We start from the raw sequence: 14,649 nt of genomic DNA on the forward strand, positions 1-14,649 counted from the left end.
CCGGACGATGGATGTCCAGACCCTGATGCGGGATTTCCAGGGGTTGGATCCCAATGATCCCGGGCAGTGGCCGCTGCTGCCCCGGTTGGCGACGTTGCTGGCGATTTTTCTGGCTATCGTCGTCGGTGGCTGGTGGTTCGACTGGAGCGATCAGCTGACCACGCTGGATAGCAAGGAAAAGGAAGAAGCCGCACTCAAGGATGAGTGGTTGTTGAAGAAGCGCCAGGCCGTAAATCTTCCTGAATACCGCCGGCAACTGGCGGAGATCGACCGTCAGTTTGGTGCCTTATTGAAGCAGTTGCCGAATCGCTCCGAGATCGAGTCCTTGTTGGCGGACATCAACCAGGCCGGTCTGGGGCGTGGACTGCAGTTCGAGCTGTTCAAGCCAGGGGCCGAGGGCTTGAAGGACTTTTATGCTGAGTTGCCGATTTCCGTGCGAGTGACCGGCAGTTACCACGACCTCGGCGAATTTGTCAGTGACGTGGCGCAGATGCCGCGGATCGTGACATTAAATGACATCGCTATCGAGACGCTCAAGGAAGGCAACCTCAAGTTCGATGCGACGGCGGTGACATATCGTTACCTGGATGACGAAGAAGTCTCGGCCCTGCGTAAGGAAAAGGCCAAGGAAAAGGCGCGCAAGTGACGATCATGCGACTGACTCTGATAGTGCCTCTGCTTCTTTCGTTACTGCTGGCCGGGTGTGGTGACAAACAGCAGGATTTGCGCGACTGGATGGCCGAGGCGTCGAAAGACCTCAAGCCCAATCTAAAGCCCTTGCCGCCAATCCGCCAGGCGTCCGTCGTGAATTACCAAGGCAGTGGCCTGCTCGATCCGTTCAAGCAGGCCAAACTTGAGCCGGACAAGAAGTCGGGCTTCATGCCGGATGCAAACCGGCGCCGGGAGCCCCTTGAAGCGTATCCGCTCGAATCGCTCAAGATGGTTGGCGTCATGATGAGAAAAGGTCAGGCCCATGCCATTATCGCTGTCGACAAGACACTCCATCAGGTCAAGGTCGGCAATTATCTTGGGCAGAATTACGGAAAGATCACGGACATCAGCGAATCCGCCGTGACCTTGAAAGAACTTGTCGAGGATGTGGGCGGTGAATGGACCGAGCGCATCAGCACGCTCCAGTTGCAGGAGCAGGCGCCTCAGGAGGCGAAGAAATGAAAATGAGACCTTGTGGGGTCAGGTTGGGCGCATGGGCGGTGGCTGCGTGTCTTGGCGGGCTGGTGCTTCCGGTGTCCGTGCTGGCCCAGGTCCCGCAGGCGGCGGACGCCGTGCCGGCAGGCAACCGGATTGAGAAGATCATGGCCATGGAGCAAGGGGGCAACATTGTCCTCAAGCTTACCCTTGCTAGGCCGCTGGCCGCCTTGCCGGCAAGTTTCAGTGTCGCGAGCCCGGCGCGCATTGCGTTCGATTTCCCGGATACGGCGAATGGCTTGGGGCGCAATAGCCAGACGCTCAATGCTGGTGATTTGCGGAGTGTGAACGTTGTGCAGGTCGGGGACCGGACCCGCTTGGTCCTGAACCTGTCCCGGGTCTACCCTTATGAGACGCGCCAGGATGGGAACGATCTCCTGATCACGCTGGCGGCTGGACAGGTCCGTGAGGCGGCGAGCCAGCTCGCTCAGCAGAGTACCCAGTTTGCTCCGGCCGCCGTGGGGCAGTCGGAGCACCACGCTATTCGCGATATCAACTTCCGGCGCGGCAAGGATGGCGAGGGGCGGCTGGTGGTCGATCTGTCCGACCCGAATGCCGGTATCGACATTCGTCAGCAGGGCGAGAACCTGATAGTCGACTTTCTCAAGACGGATGTGCCGGAGCAATTGCGCCGCAAGCTGGATGTGGTGGATTTCGGTACCCCGGTGTCCACCGTGCTGACCAAGACCCAGGGTGGCAATGTCCGCATGACGGTGACGCCGCGTGGGCTGTGGGAGCATAACGCCTACCAGAGCGACAATCAGTTTGTGCTCGAGGTGAAGCCTGTCAAGGAGGATCCCAACAAGCTGACGCAAGGCGCGGGCAAGGGCCGTTTCTCCGGCGAGAAGCTGTCCCTGAACTTCCAGAACATCGACGTGCGTTCCGTGCTGCAGGTCATCGCGGACTTCACGAATTTCAACATCATCACCAGTGACTCCGTGCAGGGCAACCTGACGCTGCGCCTCAAAGACGTGCCGTGGGATCAGGCCCTCGATATCATCCTGCAGGCGCGGGGTCTGGACATGCGCAAGAACGGCAATGTGATCTGGATCGCGCCGCGGGACGAACTGGCTGCTCGCGAGAAGCTCGACTTGGAAGCCAAGGCTCAGGTCGGTGATCTGGAGCCGCTGCGGACCGAGAGTTTTCAGATCAACTACCATAAGGCTAAGAGTGTTGCCGAGTTCCTGAAGAGCAAGGACCAGTCCGTGCTTTCCAAGCGGGGTAGTGTTCTGCCAGACGAGCGCAGCAACAAGATTTTCGTCAATGATGTGGCCTCTAGGCTTGAGGATATTCGTCGTCTGATCGCCGAAGTGGATGTCGAGGTGCGTCAGGTCCTGATTGAGGCGCAGATCGTCGAGGCCACCGATACGTTTGCGAGCAACCTGGGGGTGCGTCTCGGCTTCGGGGCCAAAACCGGCGGTCAGATTGGAACGACTACGGGGGGGGTTCCGGTCTTCCGGAATACTCTTGGGACGGGTAATCTGTCTTCAATCGGCTACCAAGCTGGCCAGATTACGACGGTTCCTGATTACACCAACGGCTTGGGTGTGAATCTGCCGGCGTCGTCGATCAACAATAAGTCTGCGGGCGCGTTCTCGTTTGCATTGTGGAACAGCGCGGCAACCCGTTACATCGATCTCGAGGTCTCGGCGCTGGAAGCAGATGGGCGTGGCAAGGTCGTGTCCCGCCCGCGGGTGATGACGGCCGATAAGGCGGAGGCGATTATCGAGCAGGGTTCGGAAGTGCCGTATCAAACCCAGTCCGGGGGAACCGCTTTCCCGACCGTCAGCTTCAAGAAGGCCAACCTGACCTTGAAAGTGAAGCCGCAGATCACGCCGGATGGCAAGGTGATGATGGCACTTGAGGTCAATAAGGATCAGCCGCGTTACGACCAGCCGGTTGCCGGCGGCAATGTGCCGATTGACACCAAGCACGTCAAGACGGAAGTGGTGGTCGAGAACGGTGGTACGGTCGTGATCGGCGGGATCTATATCCAGGAAGTCGGCAATAACACGACGAAGATTCCATTGCTGGGGGATGTACCGGTTCTCGGTTATCTGTTCAGGAACACTGAGCGCAAGGACAACAAGACCGAGCTGCTCGTGTTCATCACACCTCGAATCATCAACGATCAGCTCGGTCTGCGCTGACCTTCATTATTATGGGAATTTCTATGCATAACGTCAGTGCCTTGGGCCGTTTGTCATCACAAGGCCGTTTCTTCGCCCTGAGTGTCATTGCGCTGGCCGTTGCGGGGTGCGGCGGCGGAGGCGGCGGTTCGAGCGGCAGTACGGCCTGTCCGGGAGGCTTTCTCACCTGTTCTTCGGGTGGAAGCGGCTCAACAGCGACGGACGGCACGATCACCCTAACCCTTACCGATGCTGCATCGGGGGCAAGCAGCAATACCCTGTCAGCAGGTAAGCCTTTGACGGTTAAGGCTTTGGTGAAGGATGCTAGTGGTGCAGCTGTTCCCAATGTGGTGGTCACTTTTGCGACGGACACCACGCTGGGATCATTCGATCCTGCCTCAGGTACGGCGCTGACCAACAGTAGCGGTATCGCCTCGGTTAACCTGCAGGCAGCAAGTCTCGCTTCCAGCGGAGCGGCCACTTTGACCGTGACTGCGAGCGTCGCCGGAAAGTCGCTGACGCAGACGGTCGGGTATGCCGTCAGCCCTGGTTCTGTGGCGCTTGCCAATCTGGCGGCCAATTCTACTTCCCTGAGTGCCTATGGAAGTACGTCGGTTGCAGTGCAGGTGTTGGTAAACGGTGCTCCAGCAACATCCTCCCAGACTGTAACCTTCTCATCCGCTTGTGACACGGCAGGCAAGGCGTCGATTACGCATAGCGTGTCGTCGGTCAATGGTGTGGCGACGGCAACCTATACCGATAAAGGGTGTGCTGGGTCCGATGCGGTCACCGCATCCGTGCAAGGGGCTTCAAGTTCGATTTCCCTGCAGGTTGCAGCACCTCAGGCATCGAATGTGAGTTTCGTATCCTCTTCACCTTCATCAATCGTGCTGGCTGGCACAGGGGGGAGGGCTTGTCGTCCGACTCCATCGTGACGTTCAAGCTGGTGGATAGCACTAATAGCCCAATCGCTGGCAAGGCGGTCAATTTCGACTTGTCGACGCGTGTAGGTGGAGTCAAGCTGAACGGACAGTCCTCTGGCACTGTGCAGGGCACGACAAAGGCTGATGGTACGGTCAGCGTGACTGTGACTGCGGGCACCGTGCCTACGCCGGTGTGGGTGACTGCAGTACTGGCGGAGAACCCGGCGATCAAGAGTCAGTCGCCGAATCTGACGATCTCCACCGGACGTCCAACCCAAGACCGTTTCTCGCTGGCGGTTGGGACCTTCAATATCGAAGGCTGGCGTCGGGATGGGACAACCACGAGCGCGACCGTCTATGCATTTGATCGCCTGGGCAACCCGGTTCCGGATGGCACTGTTATTAATTTCATCAGTGAAGGTGCGGGCATTGGCGCCTCCTGCACGACAATTTCTGCTTCGTGTTCCGTGACAATCACCAGCGGGGAATACCGGCCACGCAATGACACGGAACCTTCTGGCTCCGTAACGAACGGTCGAGTGACCATCCTGGCCTATGCGATGGGCGAGGAGAGTTTTGACGACAGCAACTTTAACAATATCTACGACGCGGGTGAAACCTTCCGTGATCTTGGTAATGCTTTCGTCGATAACAATGAAGACGGGGTGAGGCAAGCTGGCGAGTCCGAGATTGCCTTTGGCAAGTCAGGGGCGTGTCCCGCCTATCCTGCTGACGGGCGTTACGCGAATGCGCCATATAGTGCAGGGACATGTGATGGCGTGTGGGGGCAGGCGCATGTGCGCCGGGTCAATCTGGTCATATTGTCCAGCTATGTGATCGGTACGGTTTCGCCGTCCACCTTCACCATGCCGGGTTGTATGGGCTCCTTTACTTTCCGGTTGTCTGATGAAAATAATAATCCGATGCCGGCAGGTGCGACGCTGACCATGGATTCGTCTGTGACTTACAAGAATGATACGGGGGATACGGTCAAGGCTTCAGTGGGCGTGTCTTCTGGTTCAGCATCTGTTGCCAATACGAGCGCTGCAGGTGGTACCTTCCATACCTTCACGGTGGAGGGCTCCAAGTGCCAGACGAAGCCCGTTGGAAGCATTACCCTCACGGTGACGTCACCGAGTGGTAATGCGAGTAGTCAGACTATCACCATCAATTAACACACACCTTGGGGAGTAAAAGTCTTTCCCCGACTGCAAAGGAAGGGAATGGATTTTCCACGCTGTGTTGTTCTGATTGGCATGCCCGGCTCCGGTAAGACCACGGTCGGCCGGGAACTTGCCAAGCGTCTCGGCCTCCGTTTTGTCGATAGTGATCACGAAATCGAGGCCCGGACGGGAGTCAAGATCCCGACCATCTTCGAGATCGAGGGAGAGGATGGCTTTCGCCGTCGGGAGACCCAGACCCTGGATGAACTGACCACGGAGTCGGACATGGTGCTCGCTACCGGTGGCGGTGCCGTAATCAATCCCATCAATCGCGCCCTGCTTTCCGAGCGGGGCGTGGTCGTTTATCTCAATGTTCCGCCCCATGTTCTGTGGGAGCGCACCCGTCACGACAAGACGCGTCCCCTGCTGCAGGTGCCGGACCCCAAAGGGCGCCTTCAGCAGCTATATGTGGTCCGCGACCCACTGTACCGCGAGGTTGCTCACATCACTGTCGAGGGAGGGCGTGGAACGCCGCATGCGATGGTGCGTCTGATCGAAAAGGAATTGCAGGACTTATGCGCACACTGAACGTCGAACTGGCCGAACGCAGCTATCCGATCCGGATCGGGGGCGGGTTGTTGGCAGACCTCGAGCTGGTATTGCCCTACGTGAAGTCACGCCGGGTGGCGGTGATCACCAACGACGTGGTCGGGCCTCTGTACCTGCGTGCTTTTGCGGATGGGCTGAAAGCCCGTGGGCTGACCGTCACCGAGATCGTGCTGCCGGATGGTGAGGCGCACAAGGACTGGGAGACACTCAACACGATTTTCGATGGCTTGCTGTCGAGCCGCTGCGATCGCGGAACGACGCTGATCGCTCTCGGTGGTGGCGTGGTTGGCGATATGGTCGGCTTTGCAGCGGCGACCTACCAGCGCGGCGTACCCTTCATCCAGGTGCCGACTACGCTGCTGTCCCAGGTAGACTCGTCTGTCGGCGGAAAGACGGCAATCAATCACCCCCTCGGCAAAAACATGATCGGCGCCTTCTACCAGCCGCGTCTGGTGCTCGCCGATACCTCCGTCCTCAACACACTGCCCGAGCGCGAACTGAAGGCGGGGCTCGCGGAGGTCATCAAGTACGGGCTGATCCGGGACCTGTCCTTCCTGGAGTGGATCGAGGAAAACGTCGAGCGTCTGCTCGCCCGCGATGCCGAGGCGCTGGCCGAGGCGGTCGAGCGTTCGTGCCGCAACAAGGCGGAAGTCGTCGCCGCTGATGAAACCGAGCAGGGGGTGCGCGCCACGCTCAATCTGGGGCATACCTTCGGCCATGCCATCGAAACCGGGTTGGGGTACGGCGTCTGGCTGCATGGGGAGGCCGTGGCCGCAGGGGCGATCATGGCCGCCGACCTGTCCCGGCGTCTGGGCTGGCTGTCCGATGCGGACGTCGAGCGGGTGCGGTCCATTCATGAGCGCGCCGGCCTGCCGGTCAAGGGGGCGCCGCTGGGGGTGGATCGCTATCTCGAGCTGATGGCCCATGACAAGAAGGTGGCGGACGGAACCCTGCGGCTGGTATTGCTGAAGGCGATAGGGGAGGCGGTGATTACTGCCGAGGCCAGCCAGGCCGACATCCGCGCTTCCATCGAGGCCTGTTGCTGAGCACCCCGCCGATGGCCGAACTGGCGCCCTATGCTGTTGTTGAGGCCAATTCCCGTGGTCGCCGGGTGGCCGAGCCGCCGCCGGTGGCGCGCGGCGAGTTCCAGCGTGACCGCGACCGCATCGTGCACTGCACGGCCTTCCGGCGCCTGGAGTACAAGACCCAGGTCTTCGTCAATCACGAAGGCGACCTGTTCCGCACCCGGCTGACCCACAGCATCGAAGTGGCGCAGATCACCCGCTCCATCGCGCGGGCGCTGCACCTCAACGAAGACCTGGCCGAGGCGGTGGCTCTGGCGCATGACCTCGGCCACACGCCCTTCGGTCACGCCGGGCAGGATGCGCTGCATGCCTGCATGAAGGACTTCGGCGGCTTCGAACACAATCTTCAGTCCCTGCGGACGGTGGATGTGCTCGAAGAAAGCTATGCCGAGTTCAATGGCCTCAACCTGATGCATGAGACCCGCGAAGGGATCCTCAAGCACTGCTCGCTCAAAAATGCTGCACTGCTCGGCGACATCGGGCAACGTTTCATCGACGGGCGCCAGCCTTCGCTGGAGGCGCAACTGGCCAATCTGGCCGACGAGATCGCCTACAACAACCACGACGTGGACGACGGCCTGCGCTCCGGGTTGATCACCCTCGAACAGCTCGGCGCGGTGCCGATTTTCCGGCGCAACCGGGAGGCTGTCGAAGCTGCCTACCCGGGGCTGACCGGACGGCGGCTGATCCATGAAACCATCCGCCGCATGATCAATATGATGGCGGTGGACCTCATCGATCAGACCCGCGCCAATATCGCCGCGGCCGGCATCGTATCTCTCGGCGATGTGCATGCCGCGCCGCGTCTGGTGGCCTACAGCGACTCCCTGTTGCCCGAGTTGCGCGTCCTCAAAACCTTCCTCCGCGAAGATCTGTATCACCACTTCCAGGTGCTGCGCATGACCGACAAGGCCCGTCGCATCATTCAGGATCTCTTCGGGGCGTTCATGAACGACCCCCGCCTCTTGCCGCCGCAATACCAGCAGATGGCCCGTAACGACAAGCCACGGGCGATCGCCGATTATGTCGCTGGAATGACGGATCGGTATGCGATGCGTGAACACCGGCGCCTCTTTGCGGTCGGTGAGATCCACTGAGCCCCGCAACGGCTTGCGGCGGCGCAAAAAAATCCTTGAAAACAGGGCTCTTGGAGCGGTATATTCGACCCTCGCCCAATGTGTTTGAACGGTCTCCTCGTCGGGATCGAACGTAGCCGGCTGGCCGCGTGTCGCCGGCTTTTTCACGGTTCGGACGGGGCGATTTCCCGCAGTTTGAAGGTCCGGCGCGGTGCGCTACGCGGCGCCGGTGTGTGTTGTGTCGAGGAAAAACAAGATGGATCTTCCCCTGGAGCAGGGTCTTTACGACCCCGCCAACGAACATGACGCCTGTGGTGTCGGCTTCATTGCACATATCAAGGGCAACAAGACGCATGAGATCGTAAATCAGGGTCTCGAAATTCTGAAGAATCTGGACCACCGGGGTGCCGTGGGTGCCGACCCGTTGCAGGGTGACGGCGCCGGTATCCTGATCCAGATTCCGGATACGCTGTTCCGCGAAGAAATGGCCAAGCAGGGCATCACCCTGCCGCAGGCAGGCGACTACGGTGTCGGCATGGTCTTCCTGCCGAAGGAGCACGCCTCCCGTCTCGCCTGTGAGGACGAAATCGAGCGCGCCACCCGCGCCGAAGGCCAGGTCGTGCTCGGCTGGCGCGACGTGCCGACCGATCCGAACATGCCGATGTCCCCGACCGTCAAGGCCAAGGAACCGGTGATCCGCCAGGTCTTCATCGGCCGCGGTCCCGACGTGATGGTCACTGACGCCCTCGAGCGCAAGCTGTACGTGATCCGTCGCCGTGCCGCCAACGCCATCGCCGCCCTCAAGCTGAAGCACTCCAAGGAGTTCTACACGCCGTCCATGTCGGCGCGTACGATCAACTACAAGGGCCTGCTGCTCGCCGACCAGGTCGGCCAGTACTACTCCGACCTGCAGGATGCGCGCTGCGTCTCCGCGCTGGCCCTGGTCCACCAGCGCTTCTCGACCAACACCTTCCCGACCTGGCACCTGGCCCACCCGTTCCGTTACATCGCCCACAACGGCGAAATCAACACGGTGCGCGGCAATTACAACTGGATGCGGGCCCGCGAGAAGGGCACCCAGTCCCCGCTGCTCGGCGAAGATCTGCAGAAGCTGTGGCCGTTGATCTACCCGGGTCAGTCCGACTCCGCCGCCTTCGACAACGCGCTCGAACTGCTGGTGATGAGCGGCTATTCCCTGGCCCACGCGATGATGATGATGATTCCCGAAGCCTGGGAATCCCACACGCTGATGGACCAGAAGCGCCGTGCCTTCTACGAATACCACGCTGCGATGATGGAGCCGTGGGACGGTCCTGCCGCGGTGGCCTTCACCGACGGTCGCCAGATCGGCGCGACGCTCGACCGTAACGGTCTGCGTCCTGCTCGTTACCTGGTCACCGACGACGATTACGTCGTGATGGCTTCCGAATCCGGCGTGCTGCCGATTCCTGACGAGAAGATCGTCAAGAAGTGGCGTCTGCAGCCGGGCAAGATGTTCCTGATCGACATGGAACAGGGCCGCATCATCGACGACAAGGAAATCAAGGAATCCCTTGCCGCCGCCAAGCCCTACCAGGAATGGCTGTCCCGCATCAACATCAAGCTCGACACCTGTGCCGTGCCCGAGAGCGTTGCCGCGCCCGAGTGCGCCGCGTCCCTGCTGGACCGCCAGCAGGCTTTCGGCTTCACCCAGGAAGACGTCAAGTTCATCCTCGAGCCGATGGCCAAGACAGGTGAAGAGGGTACCGGCTCGATGGGCAACGACAGCCCGCTGGCTGTGCTGTCCGCCAAGGCCAAGCCGATCTTCAGCTACTTCCGTCAGCTCTTCGCCCAGGTGACCAATCCGCCGATCGACCCGATCCGCGAACAACTGGTCATGTCCCTGGTGAGCTTCGTCGGCCCGCGCCCGAACCTGCTCGGCATCAACGAGATCAACCCCCCGTACCGCCTGGAAGTCACCCAGCCGGTGCTGACCTTCGCCGACATGGCGAAGCTGCGCGAGATCGCCCGTTACACCGAGAACAAGTTCCGCTCCGCCGAACTGGACATCTGCTATCCGCTGGCCTGGGGTAAGGAAGGCGTCGAAGCACGTCTGGCCTCCCTGTGTGCCGAAGCAGAGAACGCGGTGCTGGAAGGCTCCAACATCCTGATCGTGTCCGACCGCAAGGTCAGCGCCGAGCAGGTGGCGATCCCGGCCCTGCTGGCCACGTCCGCCATTCACCAGCACCTGGTTACCAAGGGCCTGCGTACTCGCACCGGCCTGGTGGTCGAAACCGGCTCCGCCCGTGAGACCCACCACTTCGCCGTGCTGGCCGGCTATGGCGCCGAGGCTGTGCACCCCTACCTGGCCCTCGAGACCCTCACCGAGATGGCCCACGGTGATGTCGAGACCGCCGAGAAGTACATCAAGCACTTCATCAAGGCCGTCGGCAAGGGCCTCATGAAGGTCATGTCCAAGATGGGCATCTCGACCTTCATGTCCTATACCGGCGCCCAGATCTTCGAAGCCATTGGCCTGCAGAAGACGCTGGTCGAGAAGTACTTTACCGGTACTGCTTCCCAGGTCGAAGGCATCGGCGTGTTCGAGGTGATGGAAGAAGCCATCCGCCTGCACCAGGCTGCCTTCAGTGCCGACCCGGTGCTGGCCAACGCCCTCGATGCCGGCGGCGAATACGCCTTCCGCATCCGTGGCGACGAGCACATGTGGACGCCGGACGCGATCGCCAAGCTGCAGCACTCCACCCGCAGCGGCCAGTTCGACACCTACAAGGAATACGCCAAGATCATCAATGATCAGGGCAAGCGCCACATGACGCTGCGCGGCCTGTTCGAACTCAAGCCCGTCGGTGCCCCGGTGCCGCTGGAAGAGGTCGAATCCGCCAAGGAAATCGTCAAGCGCTTTGCCACTGGCGCCATGTCCCTCGGCTCCATCTCCACCGAAGCCCACACGACGCTGGCGATCGCCATGAACCGCATCGGCGGCAAGTCGAACACCGGCGAAGGCGGCGAGGATCCGAAGCGCTTCATCCCGATCTCCAAGCCCACCAAGCTGTCCGAGCTGATCGGTGCGAGCCGCATCGAGCGCGACATCGAGCTGAAGGTTGGCGACAGCCTGCGTTCCTCGATCAAGCAGGTGGCTTCCGGCCGTTTCGGCGTGACCACCGAGTACCTGGTCAATGCCGACCAGATCCAGATCAAGATGGCCCAGGGCGCCAAGCCCGGTGAAGGCGGCCAGCTGCCCGGCCACAAGGTGTCCGAGTACATCGGCTTCCTGCGTCACTCGGTACCGGGCGTCGGTCTGATCTCGCCCCCGCCGCACCATGACATCTACTCGATCGAAGATCTGGCCCAGCTGATCCACGATCTGAAGAACACCAACCCGGCGGCCGACATCTCCGTCAAACTGGTGTCCGAAGTGGGCGTCGGTACCGTGGCGGCCGGCGTGGCCAAGGCCAAGGCCGACCACGTGGTGATCGCCGGTCACGACGGTGGTACCGGTGCGTCGCCGCTGTCCTCCATCAAGTACGCCGGCTCCCCGTGGGAACTGGGCCTGGCTGAAACCCAGCAGACCCTGGTCCTCAACCGTCTGCGCAGCCGTATCCGCGTGCAGGTGGATGGCCAGATCAAGACCGGTCGCGACGTCGTCATCGGCGCGCTGCTGGGCGCCGACGAATTCGGCTTCGCCACCGCGCCGCTGGTCGTCGAAGGCTGCATCATGATGCGCAAGTGCCACCTGAACACCTGTCCGGTGGGCGTGGCCACGCAGGATCCGACGCTGCGCAAGCGCTTCTCCGGCCAGCCGGAGCACGTGGTCAACTACTTCTTCTTCGTTGCCGAGGAAGTGCGCGAGCTGATGGCCCAGATGGGTATCCGCAAGTTCGACGACCTGATCGGCCGTGCCGACCTGCTCGACATGCGCGCCGGTATCGAGCACTGGAAGGCCCGCGGTCTGGATTACAGCCGCATCTTCCACCTGCCGAACGTGCCCGCCGAAGTGCCGCGTCTGCACACCGAAGTCCAGGACCACAACCTGGTCAAGGCCCTCGACAACAAGCTCATCGAGCTGGCCAAGCCGGCCCTCGAGAACGGCGAAAAGGTCTCCTTCGAAGTCCCGGTGCGCAACATCAACCGTACCGTCGGCGCCATGCTGTCCGGCCGCTTCGCGGCCAAGTACGGTCACGCCGGCCTGCCGGACGACACCGTGCATATCCGCCTCAACGGCACCGCCGGCCAGAGCTTTGCGGCCTTCCTGTCCCGCGGCCTGACCCTCGAACTGGTGGGTGAAGGCAACGACTACGTCGGCAAGGGCCTGTCCGGTGGCCGCATCATTGTGCGCCCGGCGCCCGGCTTCAAGTGCGACACGCCGAGCAACATCATCATCGGCAACACGGTGCTGTACGGTGCGACCGAAGGCGAAGCCTACTTCGCCGGCGTCGGCGGTGAGCGTTTCGCGGTGCGTAACTCCGGTGCGACCACGGTCGTCGAAGGTGTGGGCGACCACGGCTGCGAATACATGACCGGTGGTACCGTCGTGGTGCTCGGCATGACCGGCCGCAACTTCGCTGCGGGCATGTCCGGCGGCGTCGCCTACGTGTTCGACGAGGACGGCACTTTCGAAGGCCGCTGCAACATGGCCCAGGTGGCCCTGGAGCCGGTCGAGGAAGAATTCGCCGCCCGTCAGGGCTCCGAGGCCGGTGACGACCTCGAAGGCCACGGCCGCGTCGACGTGCGTCACCTCGGCATGGCCGATGAAGCCCTGCTCAAGATGCTGATCGAACGTCACGCCACCTACACCGGCAGCGAGCGCGCCAAGGCCATCCTGGCCGACTGGGCAGCCTACCGCTGCAAGTTCGTCAAGGTGATGCCGCACGAATACCGTCGCGCGTTGGCCGAGATGGCCGCGCAACAACAGAAAGAACTGGAGGCCGCGTAACAATGGGCAAGCCAACTGGATTTCTCGAGTACCAGCGTCTTTCCGAGGCCTATGCCCCGGTTGAGCAGCGTCTCAAGCACTACAAGGAATTCGTCGATCACCTGAACGACGAGGATGCGGCCAAGCAGGGCGCACGCTGCATGGATTGCGGTATTCCGTTCTGCAACAACGGCTGCCCGGTGAACAACATCATTCCCGACTGGAATGACCTGGTTTATCGCGGCAATTGGAAGGAAGCGATCGAAGTCCTGCACTCCACCAACAACTTCCCGGATTTCACCGGCCGGATCTGTCCCGCACCCTGCGAGGCCGCCTGCACGCTGAACATCAACACGGAAGCGGTGGGCATCAAGTCGATCGAGCACGCGATCATCGACAAGGCCTGGGAAAACGGCTGGGTCACTGCCCAGCCCGCCACTGCCAAGACCGGCAAGAAGGTTGCCGTCGTCGGTTCCGGCCCCGCCGGTCTGGCTGCGGCCCAGCAGCTGGCCCGCGTCGGCCACGACGTGACCGTCTTCGAGAAGAGCTCCCGCATCGGTGGCCTGCTGCGCTACGGCATCCCCGACTTCAAACTGGACAAGTCCACCATCGACCGTCGTGTCGAGCAGTTGGAAGCCGAAGGCGTCACCTTCCGCACCAAGGTCTGCGTCGGCGTGAAGCCGGGCGTCACCGGCATCAACGATGACGCCGTCGAAGTGGTCTCCGCCGAGCAGCTCAAGTCCGAGTTCGATGCGGTGATCCTCGCCGCCGGTTCCGAAGTGCCGCGTGACCTGCCGGTCCCGGGCCGCGAGCTGGCTGGCGTCCACTTCGCGCTGGAATTCCTGATTCCGCAGAACAAGGAAGTGGCTGGCGACGACAAGAACCCGATCTCCGCGACCGGCAAGAACGTCATTGTGATCGGCGGTGGCGACACCGGTTCCGACTGCGTCGGCACCTCCAACCGTCACGGCGCTGCGTCCGTGACCCAGTTCGAAGTGATGCCCGAGCCGCCGAAGGAAGAGAACCGTCCGCTGACCTGGCCGTATTGGCCGATCAAGCTGCGCACCTCTTCCTCCCACGAGGAAGGCTGCTCCCGCGAGTTCGCCGTGTCCACCAAGGAGTTCATCGGCGAGAACGGCAAGGTCAAGGCCCTCAAGACCGTCGAACTCGAATGGAAGAACGGCAAGCCGAGCGAAGTGCCGGGTTCCGAGCGCGAGCTGCCGGCCGACCTGGTGCTGTTCGCGATGGGCTTCACCAACCCGGTGGCGTCCCTGCTCGAAGCCTTCGGCGTCGACAAGGATGGCCGTGGCAACGCCAAGGCCACCACCGACGGTGACGGCTGCTACGCCACCAACGTGCCGAAGGTCTTCGCCGCCGGCGACGTGCGCCGTGGCCAGTCCCTGGTCGTGTGGGCGATCCGCGAAGGCCGTCAGGCCGCCCGCGAGGTCGACACCTTCCTGATGGGCAGCAGCGTCCTGCCGCGCTGATCTGCAAGGCATCAAGCAAAAAGCCCGGGGTGACCCGGGCTTTTTGCGTTTCTGGGGAG

The 14,649-nt window shown here is 61.7% G+C and carries 10 protein-coding genes; all 10 read left to right on the top strand.

Annotated elements, in window-relative coordinates; all coding sequences use genetic code 11:
* Nucleotides 1-7 precede the first annotated feature (7 nt).
* The 10 genes from AC1PQG_RS01265 (at nucleotide 8) to AC1PQG_RS01310 (ending at nucleotide 14,590) form a co-directional block, all read left to right on the top strand.
* Nucleotides 8-646, top strand: a complete 639-nt coding sequence (locus tag AC1PQG_RS01265) for a type IV pilus inner membrane component PilO (protein ID WP_481120875.1) — start codon at nucleotides 8-10, stop codon at nucleotides 644-646.
* Between the two features lie 5 nt (nucleotides 647-651).
* Complete coding sequence (locus AC1PQG_RS01270) at nucleotides 652-1,173, top strand: pilus assembly protein PilP (protein ID WP_481120876.1); 522 nt, start codon at nucleotides 652-654, stop codon at nucleotides 1,171-1,173.
* Nucleotides 1,174-1,175: 2 nt separating this feature from the next.
* Nucleotides 1,176-3,356: a type IV pilus secretin PilQ gene (locus tag AC1PQG_RS01275; protein WP_481122951.1), complete on the top strand. Its 2,181-nt coding sequence runs from the start codon at nucleotides 1,176-1,178 to the stop codon at nucleotides 3,354-3,356.
* 23 nt (nucleotides 3,357-3,379) lie between these two features.
* Nucleotides 3,380-4,270, top strand: a complete 891-nt coding sequence (locus AC1PQG_RS01280; RefSeq protein ID WP_481120877.1) for an Ig-like domain-containing protein — start codon at nucleotides 3,380-3,382, stop codon at nucleotides 4,268-4,270.
* Nucleotides 4,267-5,433 (top strand): hypothetical protein, encoded by a 1,167-nt coding sequence (locus AC1PQG_RS01285; RefSeq protein ID WP_481120878.1) that lies wholly within the window; start codon nucleotides 4,267-4,269, stop codon nucleotides 5,431-5,433. The genes AC1PQG_RS01280 and AC1PQG_RS01285 overlap by 4 nt, the downstream gene beginning before the upstream one ends.
* Nucleotides 5,434-5,481: 48 nt before the next feature.
* Nucleotides 5,482-6,009 carry a shikimate kinase gene (locus AC1PQG_RS01290; protein WP_481120879.1) on the top strand — a complete coding sequence of 176 codons (528 nt, stop codon included), beginning with the start codon at nucleotides 5,482-5,484 and terminating at the stop codon, nucleotides 6,007-6,009.
* Complete coding sequence (gene aroB, locus AC1PQG_RS01295) at nucleotides 5,997-7,076, top strand: 3-dehydroquinate synthase (protein WP_481120880.1); 1,080 nt, start codon at nucleotides 5,997-5,999, stop codon at nucleotides 7,074-7,076. Before AC1PQG_RS01290 ends, aroB begins: the two co-directional genes overlap by 13 nt.
* A gap of 11 nt (nucleotides 7,077-7,087) precedes the next feature.
* Nucleotides 7,088-8,212, top strand: coding sequence for a deoxyguanosinetriphosphate triphosphohydrolase (locus AC1PQG_RS01300; RefSeq protein WP_481122952.1), 1,125 nt, complete (start codon nucleotides 7,088-7,090; stop codon nucleotides 8,210-8,212).
* Nucleotides 8,213-8,447: 235 nt separating this feature from the next.
* Complete coding sequence (locus AC1PQG_RS01305) at nucleotides 8,448-13,124, top strand: glutamate synthase-related protein (protein ID WP_481120881.1); 4,677 nt, start codon at nucleotides 8,448-8,450, stop codon at nucleotides 13,122-13,124.
* Nucleotides 13,125-13,126: 2 nt separating this feature from the next.
* Nucleotides 13,127-14,590, top strand: a complete 1,464-nt coding sequence (locus tag AC1PQG_RS01310) for a glutamate synthase subunit beta (RefSeq protein ID WP_481120882.1) — start codon at nucleotides 13,127-13,129, stop codon at nucleotides 14,588-14,590.
* Nucleotides 14,591-14,649: the final 59 nt, after the last annotated feature.

It is taken from the genome of Zoogloea sp. GDB6, from assembly GCF_056724105.1.